The following is an 18,174-nucleotide window of genomic DNA, read 5'->3' as shown; positions in this document are numbered from 1 at the left end:
CTCCTCCTGCCTATCTTGCAAGCAAGCTCTCAAAGCATTGCTGCGCCTCATGAAGGATTCGTTCCTCATCCATCGTCAGGCATTCGCCATTCTTCACAACCTGCTTTCCATCAACCCATACATGCTTGACATCCTTGGCAGATGCCGAGTATACAACATGGGATACCAAATCCGTATGAGGCATAAAGTGAGGCTGATCAATATCAACTGCAACAAAGTCAGCCTTCATTCCCACTTCAAGCGCGCCAATATCGTCAACACGAATTGTCTTCGCACCATAGATTGTTCCCATGCGCAGTGCCTCTGCTGCAGGAATAGCAGTCGGATCACCGGACACGCCTTTATGGATCAGGGCGGCGAGTCGAATTTCTTCAAACATATCAAGGTTATTGTTGCTTGCCGGTCCGTCGGTACCAAGTGATACTACAACACCTGCACGAAGCAGCTCAGTTACGCGAGCAACGCCGCTCGCCAGCTTCAAGTTGCTACCTGGATTGTGAGACACCGCCACATTATATTTCGCAAGCGTTTCTATTTCCTCATCTGTCAGATGAACACCATGAGCGACGAAGGAAGGACGTGAGAAGAAGCCAAGCTTCTCGAGATGCGCTACCGGACGCATTCCATAATCCTTCACATTTTGCTCTACTTCAGCTTTCGTTTCTGACATATGAGTATGAAGCGGCAAATCTAAATCATGCGCAGCCTGAACAAAGCTCTCGATAAAGGATGGTGGGCAAGTATACGGCGCATGTGGCGCCAACAGTGTACGAATGCGGCCATTTGCCTTCCCGTTCCAATCCTTCGCGAACTGGATCGCTTCATTCAACTTCTCCCGCTGTACATCCTCCGGACACAAGCCAATCGCTCCGCGCATGAGTGATGCACGGATTCCAGATTGCTCACTTACCTTTGCCACTTCATCCATGTAATCATACATATCAACAAATGTTGTCGTACCGCCCTTCAACATTTCAACAACCGACAACGCCGTTCCCCAGTACACATCCGTAGCCGTAAACTTACCTTCCATCGGCCACATTTTCTCCTGCAGCCACGTTTGAAGCGCAAGGTCATCACCATATCCGCGCAGCAAAGACATCGCAGCATGTCCATGTGTATTCACAAGTCCTGGAATAAAGAACAATCCCTTGCCATCAATGATTTCTGCACCTTCAGTTGTGTATTGCTCAGGCAAATCAGCTCCCAGATGAACGATGCGATCATTTTCCACGACCATGAATCCATGGAAGGAGGATTGTTTCGCAGTTGGAGACAAGTCGGCAAATATGCCGTTTTTAATAATGATTCGATGTGTCATTCGGCAGGTACTTCCTTTCCATTATCAGATAAATAATACGCCAAACTGAACAAGTCCGTCGTGAAGTCGGCTGTATGAACCCGAATATTCGGCGGCACTCTCAAGATGACAGGCGCGAAATTCAAAATGGCTTCTACCCCGGCCTCTACAAATTGATCCGCAACATGCTGTGCTTCCGTAGCCGGCACCGTAATGATTCCGATGCGAATTTGCTTTTCACGAACCGTAGGAATGAGATCAGACATGGGCTGAACTTTCAAATTGTTAATCTCAGTGTTAATTTTGGACTCCTGAGCATCGAACACAGCAACAATTTTCATATTATCTTTCAAGTATACGGTGTAGTTGCAAAGGGCGTGCCCTAATTTACCTGCGCCGACAAGTCCAACAGGTATTACCTGATCGAGTTTTAAAATATGCCGAATTTGTTGAATAAGATACGATACATCATACCCGATACCCTTGCGGCCGAAGTCGCCGAAGTATGCCAAGTCCTTTCGAATTTGGGCAGGATTCAAGTTCAGCTTCTGTCCCAAATCTTGAGATGAAACTGTGAGCACTTCACGCTGCTTCAATTCTAATAGGTGACGTAAATATACGGGTAAGCGCCGAACGACAGCTTCTGATATTTTTAGTGCTTTCATCCTAAAAAAGCTCCTCTCATCGCTCTCCAATACCTCTTTGATTATGGTCTAGCCACGTATCTATACGTGGTACAAGTTGTTCTGTTGCCATATGCTCCATTTTTGGACCAGGCAGCGAGTAAAGAAAGTGTTTGCCATAGCTTGTCTCAATAACCCGGGTGTCATAAATGATCACAATCCCTTTGTCCTGCGTTGTGCGCACGAGACGACCGAATCCCTGCTTGAACCGGATAACAGCCTGCGGTACAGAATATTTGCGGAACGGATTTTGATTCATCCGCTTCAAGCGATCGCATTTTGCTTCCACTAACGGGTGATTCGGCGGCTGGAAAGGAAGTCGTACAATCGCCAGACAGGTCAGCGCATCTCCCGGAATATCTACTCCTTCCCAAAAGCTGCTTGTCCCAAGAAGCACCGAGTTCGGCTGTTCTCGGAACCTTCGTGTCAGCTTGCTTCGATTGCCGCTGTCAATTCCTTGTCCCAGCACTTGAATGCCATGGAGGCTTAGCGCTTCCTTTAGCGGCTCATATACATCCCGCAGCATGCGATACGATGTGAATAATACAAGCATTCGTCCCTCTGTCACCTTAGCTACATCGGCCAGTGACTGCATCAGCGTCATATTAAACTTAGCGTCTGACGCCCCCTTTACGCTCGGAAAGTCACGCGGAATGACTACAAGCGCTTGTTCACGGTAGTTAAATGGTGACGGAAGGATCACGGTGTTCAAGCGCCCATCCCGTTCTGCATCCTTCAAGCCCAATTGTTCGGCCACGAACTGGAACGATTTATCGACAGACAATGTTGCTGATGTCAGAATGACACTCTTCTTCGGCTCAAAGAAATAACGCTTCAGTGCCTCACTCACATCAACAGGGACGGCATACATTTGCATCGATTTATGCTTATATTGGAGATTTCCTTCCATCCAATATACCGTATCCGCATCCTTGCCCTGCATAAACTCCCGGAATTCATCACGAAGTTGCCCAATGTCCTTGAACAGACCTGTCACGTCTGCCGTAACGCCTTGAACCTCGTCATCATCGTAATCCTTCCATTCGTTAACGAGCTTCTCCCCCGAACGGACAATGTCGCTTAAGCGGGTATGAATATCGCCTTCCAGTTCCGCAATAGAGCTCCAGGCTTCAGGACGATTACCTGACGGCAGCCTAAGCACAGCTTGGCCGCCCTCCGCTTGACCGGCTTCATTCATGGAAGGCAGCATCTGATAAAGTTGCTCATGCAAGCGATCCCACTGATCCTTGACATCGACGAGCTGTGTCAGCATCTTATCAATTCCTTCTGCCCAGACAAGCGCCTTTTCATTGCCTGACAAGCGAAGGCGCTGCTGCAGCAGCACAAGCGCCCCGTTTTTACTATCCTTGAACAATTGGGTCAACGGATGAATGAGTGAAAAATATTGCAAGTGAATGCCTAGGTGTTTGCCGGCCGTCTCTTCAAAGTGGTGTGCTTCGTCTACAACAAGCTGCTCGTAGGCAGGAAGCAAACGATGCTCTGCAATGACATCCGTAAATAATAACGAGTGGTTCGTGATGATAATGTCTGATATATTCGCATCATTCTTCGCCCGATGGTAGAAGCACCGACGGAACCAAGGACATGCGCGATTCAAGCAAGAATCACTATCACTGGCAACGGTATCCCAGAAGTCAGCACCTTTATGAACGAAGTGCAGCTCTTCATCATCTCCATGTTCGGTCTCACTGAGCCACACCAGCATTTGGGCAGCTGTCAGACTATCATCGCGAGCATGTACATACTCCCTATTACCTATTTTATGTTCAAATTTTCTCAAACACAAATAGTGACTGCGGCCTTTTAATACCGATGCCTTAAACGGAACCGGAACAATCTTCTCCAAAAGCGGCAAATCACGTTGTCTGAGCTGTTCTTGTAAATTGATTGTGTGTGTACTAACAATTACTTTGCTTTCTTGAGAAACACTCTGATATATGGCTGGCAGCAAGTATCCTAATGATTTTCCGGTTCCTGTACCCGCTTCGATAAGCAGGTGATGTTCTTGCTCGAAACATTCCATGACTTCATTGAACATCTGTTCCTGCGACTCGCGAGGTTCATAACTATCCAAGCGGTTGGCTAGATTCGTCTTCACCTGGTCAAGGAATTGGGCGAAAGTGACCCCCTTAAGCGGATTCACTGCTGACGAGTCACGCGGCGGTTCCGTCTCTGTCCAATCCGCCTGCTTCAATGTCAACTGCCGAAACGGATGGTACCCTTCTTCTTCCGTCCAATCGGACACCTCGCGCTCCTGAAGCTTCTCAGCCAGCAGCCACTTCAAGTCACGCTCCTCATGATCTCCGAATACATCGACTACACGCTGCAGCGTTAACAGTGGCAACTGGTCAATCGCTTCTAGACAGCGTATAAATATATCTGCTGTTGCTCTTGCATCACTGTCTGCTTGATGCGGTCGGTCATGAACAACACCCATTTCATGCGACACAGAACCAAGCTGAAAGGAAGGCAGTGAAGGGAACAAAATACGCAAAAGTTCAATCGTATCTAAAATACGACCTGTGAATGGCAAATACCCCGTCTGCTCCAACGCCCGGCACAGGAATTGATAATCAAAGGCCACATTGTGGCCAACCAATACAACATCCCCTAACAAAGGAACAAGCCCAGTCATTGCATCATCAATATCGGGAGCGTCCTTCACATCTTCCTCGGTAATGCCTGTAAGCTGCGATATAAATTCCGGTATTGGGACAGTTGGTCGAACAAGCGTATGATATTCGCGTTCTATCTTCAAATCATGGCCAAGAATGACCAGACCGATTTGAATTATTTCATCGTTCGGCTGATTGCCGGTCGTTTCAAAATCCAAAACAGCAAATCTCATCTCAATAGCCTTTCCTCTCACAATTTCTGTTCTTAGCATAACAGATGTTCGGTCGTTTGGAAATGACTAGAGGGAAACATCTGTGCGTATTTTTTCCCACACAAATGTTCCCCTCCGATGTCATGACAATTGATTTCACATGCATGTTATTGGATATGCATCATGTGCTCGCCGCCTAATTCCAATTGCCCGCTTTTCGACTGGCATACCTTCAAATTCATAATGGGTTCAGGTAATGTTGGATCCAGTTCATGCGCTTTTTGGAACCATGCCTTGGCTTGCGCAAATTGATGCTGCTTCGCATGAATACAGCCTAGCGCATTGCACGCTATCGCCTTCATGCTGTTGTTGTCAGTTAAAGGAATAATAAGCTGAAAATGATGACCTGCTTCCTGACAATTTCCTAAATGCAGGTGTGACATCGCCAGATAAGCGCGCACTTCGATACTTTCCGGGTGAAGCTTTGCGGCCTGCTCCAAGAACGGAACCGCTTCCTTATACATCATAAGCAAGTAATACCCTTGGCCCCGTTGGTACGGATCCCCATAATCCGGTAAGGTTATTTTACTATCCTTTACTGGGCATGGCTGTGAGGGTACGGTGCTACCCTTGCCTGCCTTTGGTCTCAGCAGGGACAAGCGCTCCTCAAAGCGCAGCCACTCCTCTACAATATGATCACTCATGGAGCGAAGCAGCGACACTTGATGCTCGAGCTCTTGCTTTTGCTTTCCCTTAGCATGCGGGTATTTGGCAATCACTTCATCCAACAGTTCATTCATGGTCTCGAATACATGTTGCAGCACGATTCCATCCCACCTTCACGAGTGTTGCGTATCGTTGTCTTACCGGCTCAGGTTCATTGTTTGTCTCAGAGCTAATTTTCATTCGGTGCCCCAACGATTCCCGTGTACTGGCTTCCGTTGTCAAACGAAGCGAAGCAAACAATTACGTCCTCTAAAAAGCCACAGGTAATCCAGCCAACGTAAGCTATGCGTTTGAAGCTTAGCGAATCGTCGAATGCTCCTCAGTCAGGTTCATCACTTCAACAGGCTTGTTGCCTCCGTCTACAAACACAATATTAGGCTTGTATTGACGCGCTTCTTCATTTGTCATGGATGCGTAAGAAATAATAATAACATTGTCCCCAGGCTGTACAAGTCGAGCTGCTGCGCCATTTAAGCAAATAACGCCTGAATGCTTAGGTCCTGGAATCACATAAGTCTCTAAGCGTGCTCCATTATAATTGTTTACGATCTGAACTTTTTCATTCGGCCAAATATCAGCCAATTCCATTAAGTGTTCATCTATCGTAATGCTCCCAACATAGTTCAAATTCGCTTCCGTTACTGTCGCACGGTGAATTTTCGATTTCATCATCTCGCGAATCATGCGATAGCCCCCCTACTCTCCATGAGTTAACATGCGATTATCAATCAATCTTGTCCGTCCAAATTTAACGGCCAGTGCAATTAGAATATTGCCATCACGTTGCTCCAGCGGCATGTCCGGGGATACCGATTCAAGCTGCGGGAAGCTTAATATTTCCACGTAATCAATACTTGCGAGCGGCTGTTCTGCAATCATTTCCCTCATTTTCTGCTGAAGCTCTGGCGCAGTCAGCTTTGGGTTATTCTGCAGCCAACTGTCAACCTGACGAAGAGAACGTGACAGCACGAGTGCTTGTGACCGTTCTGCCTCTGACAAGTACACATTGCGCGAGCTCATTGCTAATCCGTCTTCCTCACGCACAATCGGGCAAGGAACAATTTCAACTGGGAAATTCAAATCCGCCACCATGCGCTGAATTACCGCTACTTGCTGTGCATCCTTCATCCCGAAGAAGGCTTTATTGGGCTGAACAAGATTGAACAGTTTGGTCACAACAGTTGTAACGCCGTCGAAATGTCCGGGACGCGTTGCTCCACAGAGCGGACCCGTAATATCATCAACATGCACTTTCGTCTTGGTAGGTGTTGGATACATCATGTCAGGCGTTGGCATAAATACAATATCTACACCATGCTGCTTGGCAACCGCAAGATCCCTTTCTTCGTCGCGAGGATATTTCTCATAGTCCTCATTTGGACCGAATTGAATCGGATTGACAAAAATACTAAGCACTACAACATCGGACTGATTGCGAGCTTGGCTTAACAAGCTTGCATGTCCATCATGTAAATATCCCATTGTTGGAACGAAGCCTATGGCCGGATCTCCGTCCGGACGTCTATGTTCAAGCTTGGCGCGACGCAGAGCGTCTCTAAGCTCTTGTATGGAATGAACTGTGATCATGGTGTCTGCACCTTCCCGCTCCCGTATAGCTGCCCTGTTAATTCGTCATCTGCGGCAAAAACGTGCTCCTGAGCAGGGAATGCGCGCTGCTTCACCTCTTCTACATAAGAAGAGAACGCCTCTCGGATGGTCGTACCGATGTCCGCATATGTTTTTACAAAACGTTTTGGACGGTAGTCAGCATCATAACGCACGATATCATGGAATACGAGCACTTGTCCGTCACATTTGGCTCCAGCACCAATTCCGATTGTCGGAATGTCGAGACGTTCCGAGATATAAGCTGCAACTTCATCCGTCACAAGCTCCAGTACGACTCCAAATGCTCCTGCCTGCTGTAGGGCTAACGCGTCGTCCAACAATCTCTGCGCATCATCCATAGTCTTGCCTTGAATACGATAACCCCCAATTTGATGCACAGATTGCGGAGTAAGACCGATATGACCCAGTACAGGTACGCCAGCCTTCACACATGCCTCTACCATAGGAGCAATCTCAGCGCCGCCCTCCATCTTCACGGCTGTTGCATGGCCTTCCTGCATAATGCGGCGAACTCCATTCAGCGTATCCGTTACCGAGCTGTGATAAGTCATGAACGGCATATCCGTAACGACAAATGTATTGGGCGCTCCCCGGCGTACTGCGCGGGAATGATATACCATATCATCAATCGTGACAGGCAATGTAGAGTCATAGCCTAGCACGACATTGCCCAAGGAATCTCCAACGAGAATGATGTCGACGCCCGCTTCTTCTGCCAGTCGGGCAGTCGGATAGTCATAGGCGGTCACCATCGCGATCGGTTCCCTTTTTTGCTTCATCGTTTTCATTTTTACAATACTCAGTGGCTGCTTTGGCTTGTTCATTCTTTGTTTTCATCTCCTTTAACGTCTCTTTTCACGTTGTCTAGCTCGAATCCTCAATCACTTTCATTCATGAAGATTCTGCTATACGTTTTTTCTTAGTGTGTGCAAAACAAAAAAACCTTTTAGCGTTTCCACTAAAAGGGTCCATAAGAAAAAAAGAGGTCGCAAGCGGACGTCCTTCTGTCTCGGTCCCTTCGGCTCAGAGCAGAAACGTGCTACACGTTCGTCAAGGATATGCACTTATGTCCTTGTGTGTACGGCCGGTGCGGTTCTGTGAAAGATACCGCCAGGCCGACACTAAGTATACCAGAAATCATCCTGTCTTTCATCCAGTAAAATGAATATCTCCGGAAAAAATTTTACGATAGCAGCCGTCTTCACCTAGCAGGATTAGCGCTCCCGTTTCATCCAGTCCCTGTGCAACCCCAGAGACAGGTCCATTCGGGGTTCCTACCGTCACACTGCGTCCGATTGTTATGCTTTGCGCCTCCCACAGTGCTCTGATCGGTGCAAATCCTTGCTCGACATACAGCTTATACAACTGTTCCAACTGAAATAAGCACTCGGCAATCAGCGATGCGCGATCGATTTCCTTTCCTGAGGCGATCTTCAGAGATGTCGCAATCGCCTTCAATTCATCCGGGTAGTCATGCGCATCTAAGTTTACACTTATCCCAAATCCCGCAATGACGTGAACGAGCCGCTCATCTTCTGCAGAGGATTCCGTCAGGATACCACAAACTTTTTTATTGTCATGCAAAATATCATTGGGCCACTTAATGCCCAACTCAATCTCTGTCACTCGCTTCATTGCACGACAGAGAGCGACTGCGGCAAGCAGTGTTAGATGCGGTGTGAATTGCAGTGGAATTTGCGGGCGAAGGATCAAACTCATCCATATCCCCTTGCCTGCGGGGGAGTGCCAGCTTTTCCCGTGGCGTCCTCGTCCCATTGTTTGTTCTTCCGCAATGATGACAGCGCCATCCTCTGCCCCCATGCTGTGCCCACGCAGCCGCCTCATTCTGTGTTGATTCTGTCCGGGCAATGATGCGAAGCTGATGACCTAATTTGCTCGTTTTCAGCTTTGCAAGCAGCGACACTTCATCAAGCCGAGTTGGCATCTGAACGAGCCGATAGCCCAGCTTCGGAACAGCCTCGAACTCATAGCCTTTCGAGCGAAGCCGATTAATTTGCTTCCATACGGCAGTTCGAGATATATCAAGTCTACGGCTAATTTCTTCGCCAGATATAAATTCATCAGGATGTTCTTTGAACCATGCAAGCAATTGGTCACTCATTGTTCGTTCCACGCTTTCCTTACGTAGTCAAGCAGAACCTCTTGTTGATTGACAAGTTCCCCTAATGCAACGGAAAGCCATACGCTCTCCAAGCATTGGCGCAGCCATGGTCCTGCCGTCCGTTTCGTGGCTTGCAGCACATCTCCGCCCGTCAGGGCAATATCGCGCAAGCCGCGGACAGAAATGTCCTCCAGCCAAGCCTCGCCATGCTGGAGGAACGGCTGCATTGCAGCCGTATGCTCGCCTGCCGCCCCAACGCCCAGTAGGGCGCGGCGGCAGGCGAGTGCATCGCAGAGACCTTGCTCGCCGACGGCGAACAGGGTCTCTGCGAAGGGGCGGCGCCACGCGCTGGCTGCGCCGCCATGTGTCCCGGCCGCGGCCAAGGCGGCTGTGCCGCCAGCCGCGAGCCGGGCATCCGCGCGCAGGACGGCCAGTATGGCGTCCTGCTGCGCGCCCGAGCAGCGCAGCGCCTGCAAGATGCGCTGCGCCTCCGCTTCGTCGACCTCATGCCCAAGCAGCAGCAGCGCTATGCGCTTCTCAGCCGTATCCACACTGCCAAGCGCACACAGCAGCGGCTGCCACAAGGCTGCCTCGGTCGACGCCAGCGCTCCCAGCGGCTCCTTTGCATGCGCCAGGAGACCACTGCGAACGAGCAGGGCCCATCCGCGAGCCGGATTCGGGCCTGCCGTCAGCTTCCACAGCTCGTCCCGCACGCGTTCCATCGCTACGAACGACAGCGTCTTCCTGTTGGCACACAGCGCTTTCCAGGTAGACTTGGCAAATACGCCGCCTAGCAATGACGCAAAGCGCACCCCCCGCATCATGCGCAGCGCGTCCTCAAGAAAGCGCTCCTCTGCTATGCCTACACATCGAATCACGAGCTGCTTCAAATCAGCTTGCCCGCCAAATGGATCATGAATGTGCCCATGCACATCCTTCGCCATCGCATTGATCGTGAAATCCCGTCTTCTTAAGTCTTCGATCAAATCATCAATAAATTCGACTTCCTCCGGGCGGCGATGGCCTTCGTACGCCGTCTCCTTGCGGAAGGTTGTCACCTCATACGTATGTTGGGGCATCACTACCGTTACCGTTCCATGCTGCAGCCCCGTTGGAATGACCTTTTGGAACAATGCCACGACCTGCTCAGGCCGGGCAGAAGTCGCGATGTCCACATCATATACCGGTCGTCCGATTAGCGGATCGCGGACACAGCCCCCTACCATATAGGCACTGAATCCCGCATTCAGGAGGCAGTGCATGACCAGTGCCGCTTCTTCGAATAGCGTTTTATTTTCCAAGCTATCAACATTTCGGTCTCCGCCACTCATCGCCACCCTCCTTACATCACTAACATACAAGAGCGCGCAACGGAAATAGCCATTGCGCGCATTCGAATCGTGCATTCCAGGGCGGTATGATAAACAACTGCAACTCTCAGCATACCGGCTTCGGAACCATTGCATCCTTCCCTAGCACACGATAATAAATTTGTTCATATTGCCATGTAATCAGATCATTGCAGAACACATGGCGGGCCCGGTGCAAACAAGCCTCGTGCATCCGCTGCGCCAATTGCGGATCAGACAACAAGCGAATTGCATAATTAGCCATCGCAGCTGTGTCACCAATCGGAGCAAGAAAGCCCGTGTCGCCATGGGTAACCAGCTCTGGAATCCCTCCTGCTTCCGAACCAATTGTAGGAACGCCGCAAGCCATCGCTTCCAGCGCCACCAATCCAAAGCTCTCCTTCTCCGACGGAAGCAGGAGCACATCAGCCAGTGAAATCACCTGTGCTATCTCATCCTGCTTGCCGAGAAAATGTACGCGATCTTCCAAGCCCAGTTCCCGAATGCGGCATTGAACCTTCGGCATATCAGGCCCTTCGCCCACGAACACCAGGCGTGATGGAACCTGTTCCTGAACCAGATTAAATATATCGACTACGTCGCTTACCCGCTTAACAGGACGGAAGTTTGAAATATGCATGAGAATCTTCTCGTTTGGATAAGCGAAATCTGCACGGAACTGTGTCACTTCCCGCGGGTAATAAATGCGCTTATCTACGAAGTTATACGTAAGGTCGATCGGCCGCGTAATATCAAGCAGATCTCTTGTTTCCTGAATCAAATCATTCGATACCGCCGTCACCGCATCACTCTGATTTATTGCAAAGCGAATCATATCTTTGAGTGATTCGTCCTGAGCCAATACTGTTATATCGGTTCCGTGCAGGGTAGTAACTACCTTTAAGTCAGGATGAGCCATTTGCTTGGCTAAATAAGCGCACACCGCATGCGGAACCGCATAATGAACGTGCAGCAAATCAAGCTGCTGCATGTTCGCCACTTGTGCCATCTTGCTTGCCAGAGATAAATCGTAAGGAGGATAACGAAATACATAATAATCGTTAACATCGACCTCGTGATAATGGATATTCTTCTGAAAGCTTGCACCTAAGCGAAACGGAATATTGTGTGTAATAAAATGTACTTGATGTCCCCGCTCAGCCAACAGTTTGCCAAGCTCCGTCGCAACAACACCAGAGCCGCCAAGCGACGGATAACACGTAATGCCGATCTTAAGACCTTCGTTCATAGCCGTTCCCCCTTTTCGCCATTCATACACACGGATTTCTTACAAGAAGAGAGACACTGCAAAAGGGCCTTTGAGCACAAAGCCTTCCGCATATTCATATCCGCGAGTCTGACCAAGCAGCGAATCCCTCGCTGCAACCCGCTCCACATAATTTTGATTTAATGGAGTCGCAACGAAGTCATTGTCACGATCCGGCTTCATAAACTGTGACCGATAAGCCTGAAGCGATTCCCGCTTCTGATCATATACATCGGACACATTCACCAGAACTTGAGAACCAGCAACATCGTTAATAAAGTAAAAATAAACTTGTTCCACGGTATGAGCAGGCAGCTCAGGCATATAGCGCCGCAGCTTTGCATTGAAGACTGCTTCCTGCACGATGCGGCTGCATGCTATATGATCCGGATGACGATCTTCCCAGTATGGCATGAAAACAATACGGGGTCGATATTTGCGGATAGCTGCTACCACCGCGTCAATATGCTCCTTGCACATTTGCAAGCCGCGATCAGGAAGCCGCAAGTTATCGCGTGCAGCAAGCTGCAAAATACGCCCCGCATTCTCTGCTTCTTCCCTGCGCAGCTCTACCGTACCATTCGATGACATTTCCGCTTCAGTCAAATCACAAATGCCGACGCGGTACCCTGCCTTCGTATGCTTGGCAATTGTTCCTGCCATTCCAATTTCAACATCGTCGGGATGTGCTCCGAATGCAAGAATGTCGAGAGTATTCATCATTCTTCCATTCCCGGCTTATATTTATGTGCCAATTCACGCCAAGCGAAATCGCCACGCTCAAGTGCCTTAACGAGAATTTCCGCTGTCGCAATATTTGTTGCTACCGGTATCCCCTGTACATCACAAAGACGGAGAAGTGCGATAATGTCCGGCTCGTGCGGCTGTGCCATGAGCGGATCGCGCAGGAAAATAATGAAGTCCATTTCATTTTGAGCTACAAGCGCACCGATCTGTTGATCGCCCCCTAATGGGCCTGATTGGAAGCGGTGAATATCCAGGTCTGTTTGCTCCATGATTCGAAGGCCTGTCGTGCCTGTTGAGTACAGTCGATGTCCCTGGAACACTTTTTCATAAGCGATAACAAAGTTTACGATTTCATCTTTTTTGCGATCATGTGCAATAAATGCGATGTTTAGCATGTCTATCCCTCCGTTTTGTGTCCCTGCACATTTACTCCAAAGCCCCTTGTAGGAAATGCTTCGGAACTAATCATATATAACCTATAAAAATTGATTAGCCTTCAAGCAGATGCTCAAAGCCATAAATCAATTGTTCAAGATTCATTACTCTCTTGACCGCCATATTCACACCTGGCATATACCCTGCACGCTCATAAGAGTCATGGCGGATTTTGAGTGATTGTCCATACGCGCCGAAAATGACCTCTTGTTGGGCGAAAACGCCTGGCAAGCGAACACTGTGTATCCGGAATCCATTATAGTACCCGCCCCGAGATCCTTCGATCTGCTCTTCTTCATTCGGATTGCCTTGACGATGCTCTGCCCGAACTTGCGAGATGAGCTCCGCTGTCTTAACAGCCGTACCCGAAGGAGCATCCAACTTCTGATCCCCATGGTACTCAATAATCTCAAGATCCGGGAAGTATTTTGCTGCTTGCTGTGCAAATCTCATCATTAGAATCGCACCAATGGAGAAATTCGGAGCAATCAGCCCGCCTAGCCTCTTCTCCTCGCACAATTGCATCAACTGTTCAATTTCTTCCGACTGAAAGCCTGTCGCACCAATCACAGGACGAACCCCATGCTCAATCGCAAGCAGAGCATTCTTCATGACAACTTGGGGAATAGAGAAATCGACCATGACATCTGCTTCTACCTTTTGCAGCGTCTCCTCCACATCTGCAGTAGTTGTCACCCCGCAGGCAGGCATTCCTACTAAGATGCCTGCGTCAACAGCACCCGCTGAGGGAGCAATCGCCGCAACCAGCTCTAAGGACTCGTCCTGCAGCACCATTTTCACAACTTCTCTTCCCATACGTCCTCCCGCGCCAGATACGGCTACGCGAATTCGTTCCATTGTATTTCCCCCCAACTGCTTCTATAACGATATAAATTGCTTCTGTGTTTACTAATTCGACGTTTCATCCTCGATTCGTGTCCATCGGTTTGCATCTCGGGTATTGAACTTATGCATGCAGGCATCATGCGCCTTCGTCAAATCAATTCCTAGCGAGTTCGAGAAACATAATAAAATGAACAATATATCTCCAAGCTCCATCTCAATGGAGTTGTCTTCTTCAGAAGCCTTTTTCGGCTTCTCACCGAAGCGATGATTAATCTCACGAGCCAATTCCCCTACTTCCTCGGATAATCGGGCCAGCATCGCAAGCGGACTGAAATAGCCTTCCTTGAACTGTGATATGTAGTCATCGACTTCCTGCTGCATTTGTGCCAATGGCTTACTGCGCAGTGAGGTGAGGAAAGACTTCATTTCTGAATTTTTCATACGATCCCCTTCTTTATTCAAGCAAAAGTTAATTGAAATGGATGTAATCCGTTTCCCTATAAGCGGGTGTCGAATTTCCTTACTTTCTGCTACTATGTTATCGTATCACCGTCTGGAAAACAAATGCTTTTTATCTTCCTCTTAATCCGATATACTTAGGAACGAAAAAGAGACATTCTGCCTAAAGGAGCCTGAATCCTCGTGAAATCGACCTTTGTTCAACGCATTTGGAATACGTTTCTTCCGATTACGGTTGGGACAGCGATTTTTGCATTTGGTTTAATTTACTTCATTCTCCCCAATCAATTAATGGAAGGCGGCGTTACAGGAATAACCGTTCTACTGAATTACGCTGCTGGCATCCACCCAGCAATCTCAACGCTGGCTCTGAACATCCCTCTATTCATCATCGGTTGGAGAGCCCTCGGCATTAAGCAGTTGGCACTTAGTATTTACGGAGTTCTCAATCTTACGTTATTCCTCTGGCTGTTCGAGCGAGCTGTTTCCATGCACTGGATCCAACCCTTTCAAACTTCGCATGATTTCATTTTAGCCACATTGTATGCAGGTGTCACCGTAGGAATAGGTCTCGGTATCGTATTTCGCTTTGGCGGCACAACCGGGGGCGTCGATATTATTGCCCGCATTGCTAACCGCAAGCTTGGCATAAGCATGGGGCAATTTATTCTTATTCTCGATATATTCATCATTGGGGCCGCTTTGTTCTACATACCGAAGGAAAAGATTTTATACACGCTTGTCGCTGTATTCATTTCCTCGCGCGTCATTGATTTTATACAAGAAGGCGCATACGCTGCCAAAGCATTCACCGTCATCTCGGATTATTCTGGCGAGATTGCCGATGCCATTACGAAGGAGATGGAACGAGGGGTCACACTTATCCCTGCTGTAGGAGCATATTCCCGTACTCAGAAGCAAATGGTCTATTGTGTAGTTAGCCGCACAGAGATTCGACGCTTCAAAACGATCGTCAAAGTGATCGATCCGCGAGCATTTATCATTGTGAACGATGTCCATGATGTACTTGGAGAAGGATTCCGGGAAGAATAACCGAACCGCTTCCAACTGAATAAGACCTCGAAGTAAGCCAGACTCCCGTCCGACCTATTTCGAGGTCTTATTATTTTGGGGGAAATATAGAAAGTTGCACCACTCGCCACCAATTCTGATGCACGAAATTCTTCTTATTTGTCAGACTTCTTGTTTTGCAATCTAGCTACCTTTTATTGCGGAAGCTTCCTGGACGAATTGCGTTCTGCTCGTAGCGGTATTTTTGAAAACCTACATAAGCCAGCATCATACATACAATGAAGGCCAGCATAAAAATCCACTGAAAAGGCAATGGCGTATACGTTGGCGGGCCTAGTGTCGGGTTCGCCTTTTCCGTTCCGAACAACTGGCTCAACACCGTGTCGCCATGTTTATTCAGTGCCTCGTTTGCTTCTTTGGGACTGTGCTTCCCCTTTGCAGTATCTCGAATGAACTGAGTTAATGATTCCATCAATTCAATCGTTTGAACATCTCGCTGAATCGTAGCTGCAGGGCGGATACGATCAACATGCTCGAGCCAGCGATTGGCATAGGGTATCCATTCTTTATTCTGATTTGTAGATAGCATCCGTGTCATATCGTCTCTAAGCACTTGCTCGTATTGCAGCCACATTGCTTGCTTAGGATGAGCCAAGGCATCCGCAGCAAGCCGCAGTCTTGCCGTTGCACGCATCAGTTCCTCTTGCTTCAATTGTATAGAAGGCAATATTCGCTTGACTTGCACAATGGCATCACTAAGCGCCCGTACTCCTTCCACACTCGTTGCACCATTGAACGTAGTTTCCGTGAACAGCTTGCCCATCGCATATATTGTTTTCTGCACCTGCTCCAGCTCTCCCGCCACACTGGCCCGATACAATTGTTCCGCATAGCTGTCAAGCTGCTTCCAGTTCTCGCTTGCAGTGGGGGCAGTGCCAGCTTCATTACGAGATAAGGCTGACATTGGATCAGTCAACCATAAGAAGCTTATCATACTTAAAAAATCAATACCGCACGCATGTACATCCCTCCCCCATCATCGTATGGGGGTATGTCCACATTTAGAACATGGTTTCCTCTGATTTTGTTGTGCGATGATCTCGATATCGCATTGCCAGCCATGTCATTGCTACACTAATGCCGGTCCAAGCGAATGTAAAGACACATACTGCACCCAATTTCTCAATTAGTGGATACGGAAGCCAAGGATAGACACCCGCACTATAATCAACCGTGTCGTTAAGCCAAGTCCAGCAAGCTGCCACTGTCACTGCTGCGCTTCCAAAGGCAAACAATCGAACAAACAAGAGTCCTTCAACAGCCATTACCAAATGAGAGCCAATCAACATCCAATCCTGCCATACCATTGGAGAACCCAGAGCAGCTCCAGCTACAATCATGACGCATGCCCATATTCCATATTTGATAGAAGTAACTACACCTAGCGCCTCAATGATCCGCTTTATGGTTATCCCGACAACCGTTCGCGGACGCGGTCTGAACAATAGGTATCCAATACTGATCGTAAAAAATAAACTTGCCGTTGGACTATCAGGAACGAAAACAATTTGCCATGCAGGGTGATGCTCCCACGTATAAATCAACTGCTTTTTATACCAATAGTAACCGTAGATTGTACCTACAAGATTGCTCCAAAACAACATCCATAATACCCATCGTTGCGAAAGAAAACGTGTGCTCATCAATGACAACAAGTTCATAATTACCCCTATTCCGATAATAAGTAATAGTGTGTGAGTCAATTCAATCTAGTATGGTAAAAATCAGCCTGATACGAGAATAAGACCTGACTGCACGGATACAGTCAGGTCTATTTTAACATTAATCTATTTTATTGTGCTGCTTTTTGTTTGGAAAGCCAATCTGCAATATGTTCGATATCTTGGTCGTTCAGGCCTTCCTTCTTAGCCGCCTCAACCATTGAAGGCATTCCGCCCTTACCGTCCTTAATGACCGATAGGATCTCATCCTTGCTGAGCTTATCGCCAATGCCGACAAGCGCAGGTCCAGCAGCTCCCTTCATATCAACAGCGTGACAGCTTAAGCAGCCGACCTTTTTCATGTTCGCAAAAGCAGGATCGTCTTTTTCAACGATTGCAATGCCTTTGCTTGGCTTCGGTTGGCTTGAAGCCTCGCCCTTCTGAGCAGCCTCTCGTGCCTTCTCCTCACGCTCGATATGCTCAGGAATCATATTTTTATCTGCCATTTCATGCTCATAATGAGTCCAGGCTACTCTTGTTAAATATACACAAGCGAGCAGCGTTACGATCATCATCGAGGAAGCGATTGGACGGCGATAGAATCTGCGCTCTTTCCCTGTGTCTAGGAACGGAGCGAGCAGAAGCCCGCCAAAAGCCAAACCTGGAATCAATACTGTACCGATAACAACATAGCTGCCTGACGCATAAGGATATTTCAAAAATTGATAAAGAAACAAGAAATACCAGTCTGGAATCGGAACAAACGCTGCGTTATTCGGATTCGCTGGATATCCAAGCGGAGCAGCCTCTGAGATCGTAAGTACCAGAAAGGCTACCAGTGCCACACAACCAACCATCCACTCCTTCAGCAAAAAGTTCGGAATGAAGGCTTCGGATTTTCCCGGATACGAGGAATAATCCGGTTGCTTCACTGGTGTTGTTCTCTTCTTTACACGCGAGTCGCCAACGTAAACGACTTTTTCATCATTTGAATTTCCATGTGCCATCTC

18 protein-coding genes and 1 pseudogene are annotated in these 18,174 nt (G+C 48.3%); 1 reads left to right on the top strand and 18 read right to left on the bottom strand.

What is annotated here, in order from left to right; genetic code table 11:
* Positions 1-10: 10 nt before the first annotated feature.
* From PAV_RS13415 to PAV_RS13350, 15 genes and pseudogenes are all read right to left on the bottom strand, one after another.
* Entirely contained in the window at positions 11-1,321 is a 1,311-nt protein-coding gene (locus tag PAV_RS13415; protein WP_005547011.1) for an amidohydrolase, read from the bottom strand.
* The gene (locus PAV_RS13410; RefSeq protein WP_005547009.1) at positions 1,318-1,965 is read right to left on the bottom strand and encodes a redox-sensing transcriptional repressor Rex; all 648 of its coding nucleotides are present in this window, start codon (positions 1,963-1,965) and stop codon (positions 1,318-1,320) included. Before PAV_RS13410 ends, PAV_RS13415 begins: the two co-directional genes overlap by 4 nt.
* A 16-nt stretch (positions 1,966-1,981) precedes the next feature.
* A complete protein-coding gene (gene dinG / locus PAV_RS13405; protein ID WP_005547008.1) occupies positions 1,982-4,852 on the bottom strand; it encodes an ATP-dependent DNA helicase DinG in 2,871 nt (956 codons plus the stop codon).
* Between the two features lie 146 nt (positions 4,853-4,998).
* Positions 4,999-5,655: a tetratricopeptide repeat protein gene (locus PAV_RS13400; protein WP_005547007.1), complete on the bottom strand. Its 657-nt coding sequence runs from the start codon at positions 5,653-5,655 to the stop codon at positions 4,999-5,001.
* A 199-nt stretch (positions 5,656-5,854) separates the two neighbouring features.
* Positions 5,855-6,241 carry an aspartate 1-decarboxylase gene (gene panD / locus PAV_RS13395; RefSeq protein WP_005547006.1) on the bottom strand — a complete coding sequence of 129 codons (387 nt, stop codon included), beginning with the start codon at positions 6,239-6,241 and terminating at the stop codon, positions 5,855-5,857.
* A gap of 12 nt (positions 6,242-6,253) precedes the next feature.
* Positions 6,254-7,144, bottom strand: a complete 891-nt coding sequence (gene panC / locus PAV_RS13390; protein WP_005547005.1) for a pantoate--beta-alanine ligase — start codon at positions 7,142-7,144, stop codon at positions 6,254-6,256.
* Positions 7,141-8,010: a 3-methyl-2-oxobutanoate hydroxymethyltransferase gene (panB, locus tag PAV_RS13385; RefSeq protein ID WP_005547004.1), complete on the bottom strand. Its 870-nt coding sequence runs from the start codon at positions 8,008-8,010 to the stop codon at positions 7,141-7,143. Before panB ends, panC begins: the two co-directional genes overlap by 4 nt.
* 325 nt (positions 8,011-8,335) lie before the next feature.
* A complete protein-coding gene (locus PAV_RS37280; protein WP_420798661.1) occupies positions 8,336-9,007 on the bottom strand; it encodes a biotin--[acetyl-CoA-carboxylase] ligase in 672 nt (223 codons plus the stop codon).
* 193 nt (positions 9,008-9,200) lie between these two features.
* Positions 9,201-9,308: pseudogene (locus PAV_RS37275) on the bottom strand (HTH domain-containing protein); the annotation flags it as partial.
* Positions 9,305-10,639: a CCA tRNA nucleotidyltransferase gene (locus PAV_RS13375; protein ID WP_005547002.1), complete on the bottom strand. Its 1,335-nt coding sequence runs from the start codon at positions 10,637-10,639 to the stop codon at positions 9,305-9,307. The pseudogene PAV_RS37275 and the gene PAV_RS13375, both read right to left, overlap by 4 nt.
* A gap of 106 nt (positions 10,640-10,745) precedes the next feature.
* On the bottom strand, positions 10,746-11,906 hold the full coding sequence (gene bshA, locus PAV_RS13370; RefSeq protein ID WP_005547000.1) for an N-acetyl-alpha-D-glucosaminyl L-malate synthase BshA: 1,161 nt from the start codon (positions 11,904-11,906) through the stop codon (positions 10,746-10,748).
* A 39-nt stretch (positions 11,907-11,945) separates the two neighbouring features.
* A complete protein-coding gene (gene bshB1, locus PAV_RS13365; protein ID WP_005546998.1) occupies positions 11,946-12,647 on the bottom strand; it encodes a bacillithiol biosynthesis deacetylase BshB1 in 702 nt (233 codons plus the stop codon).
* Complete coding sequence (locus PAV_RS13360) at positions 12,644-13,066, bottom strand: methylglyoxal synthase (protein ID WP_005546997.1); 423 nt, start codon at positions 13,064-13,066, stop codon at positions 12,644-12,646. Before PAV_RS13360 ends, bshB1 begins: the two co-directional genes overlap by 4 nt.
* A gap of 94 nt (positions 13,067-13,160) precedes the next feature.
* Positions 13,161-13,964 carry a 4-hydroxy-tetrahydrodipicolinate reductase gene (dapB, locus tag PAV_RS13355; protein ID WP_005546995.1) on the bottom strand — a complete coding sequence of 268 codons (804 nt, stop codon included), beginning with the start codon at positions 13,962-13,964 and terminating at the stop codon, positions 13,161-13,163.
* A gap of 51 nt (positions 13,965-14,015) precedes the next feature.
* On the bottom strand, positions 14,016-14,393 hold the full coding sequence (locus PAV_RS13350; RefSeq protein WP_005546993.1) for a nucleotide pyrophosphohydrolase: 378 nt from the start codon (positions 14,391-14,393) through the stop codon (positions 14,016-14,018).
* A gap of 201 nt (positions 14,394-14,594) precedes the next feature.
* On the opposite strand from PAV_RS13350, the gene PAV_RS13345 reads away from it, so the two are divergent.
* Positions 14,595-15,464 (top strand): YitT family protein, encoded by an 870-nt coding sequence (locus PAV_RS13345; protein WP_005546991.1) that lies wholly within the window; start codon positions 14,595-14,597, stop codon positions 15,462-15,464.
* 166 nt (positions 15,465-15,630) lie between these two features.
* On the opposite strand, the gene PAV_RS13340 is transcribed toward PAV_RS13345, so the two are convergent.
* The 3 genes from PAV_RS13340 to PAV_RS13330 all read right to left on the bottom strand — a co-directional run bounded on the left by PAV_RS13340 (position 15,631) and on the right by PAV_RS13330 (position 18,171).
* A complete protein-coding gene (locus PAV_RS13340; RefSeq protein WP_238555819.1) occupies positions 15,631-16,407 on the bottom strand; it encodes a sporulation protein YpjB in 777 nt (258 codons plus the stop codon).
* Between the two features lie 97 nt (positions 16,408-16,504).
* A complete protein-coding gene (locus PAV_RS13335) occupies positions 16,505-17,164 on the bottom strand; it encodes a DUF1405 domain-containing protein (RefSeq protein WP_005546987.1) in 660 nt (219 codons plus the stop codon).
* A gap of 131 nt (positions 17,165-17,295) precedes the next feature.
* Positions 17,296-18,171 (bottom strand): menaquinol-cytochrome c reductase cytochrome b/c subunit, encoded by an 876-nt coding sequence (locus tag PAV_RS13330; protein WP_005546986.1) that lies wholly within the window; start codon positions 18,169-18,171, stop codon positions 17,296-17,298.
* Positions 18,172-18,174: the final 3 nt, after the last annotated feature.

The organism is Paenibacillus alvei DSM 29 (assembly GCF_000293805.1).
GTDB lineage: Bacteria > Bacillota > Bacilli > Paenibacillales > Paenibacillaceae > Paenibacillus_B > Paenibacillus_B alvei.
This window is presented reverse-complemented; position numbering and strand designations above follow the sequence as displayed.

Coding starts and splice junctions, on each gene's coding strand:
- PAV_RS13415 (WP_005547011.1), bottom strand. CDS start 1,321: ATGACACATCGAATCATTATTAAAAACGGCATATTTGCCGACTTGTCT.
- PAV_RS13410 (WP_005547009.1), bottom strand. CDS start 1,965: ATGAAAGCACTAAAAATATCAGAAGCTGTCGTTCGGCGCTTACCCGTA.
- dinG (WP_005547008.1), bottom strand. CDS start 4,852: ATGAGATTTGCTGTTTTGGATTTTGAAACGACCGGCAATCAGCCGAAC.
- panD (WP_005547006.1), bottom strand. CDS start 6,241: ATGATTCGCGAGATGATGAAATCGAAAATTCACCGTGCGACAGTAACG.
- panC (WP_005547005.1), bottom strand. CDS start 7,144: ATGATCACAGTTCATTCCATACAAGAGCTTAGAGACGCTCTGCGTCGC.
- panB (WP_005547004.1), bottom strand. CDS start 8,010: ATGAACAAGCCAAAGCAGCCACTGAGTATTGTAAAAATGAAAACGATG.
- PAV_RS37280 (WP_420798661.1), bottom strand. CDS start 9,007: ATGGGGGCAGAGGATGGCGCTGTCATCATTGCGGAAGAACAAACAATG.
- PAV_RS13375 (WP_005547002.1), bottom strand. CDS start 10,639: ATGAGTGGCGGAGACCGAAATGTTGATAGCTTGGAAAATAAAACGCTA.
- bshA (WP_005547000.1), bottom strand. CDS start 11,906: ATGAACGAAGGTCTTAAGATCGGCATTACGTGTTATCCGTCGCTTGGC.
- bshB1 (WP_005546998.1), bottom strand. CDS start 12,647: ATGATGAATACTCTCGACATTCTTGCATTCGGAGCACATCCCGACGAT.
- PAV_RS13360 (WP_005546997.1), bottom strand. CDS start 13,066: ATGCTAAACATCGCATTTATTGCACATGATCGCAAAAAAGATGAAATC.
- dapB (WP_005546995.1), bottom strand. CDS start 13,964: ATGGAACGAATTCGCGTAGCCGTATCTGGCGCGGGAGGACGTATGGGA.
- PAV_RS13350 (WP_005546993.1), bottom strand. CDS start 14,393: ATGAAAAATTCAGAAATGAAGTCTTTCCTCACCTCACTGCGCAGTAAG.
- PAV_RS13340 (WP_238555819.1), bottom strand. CDS start 16,407: ATGTCAGCCTTATCTCGTAATGAAGCTGGCACTGCCCCCACTGCAAGC.
- PAV_RS13335 (WP_005546987.1), bottom strand. CDS start 17,164: ATGAACTTGTTGTCATTGATGAGCACACGTTTTCTTTCGCAACGATGG.
- PAV_RS13330 (WP_005546986.1), bottom strand. CDS start 18,171: ATGGCACATGGAAATTCAAATGATGAAAAAGTCGTTTACGTTGGCGAC.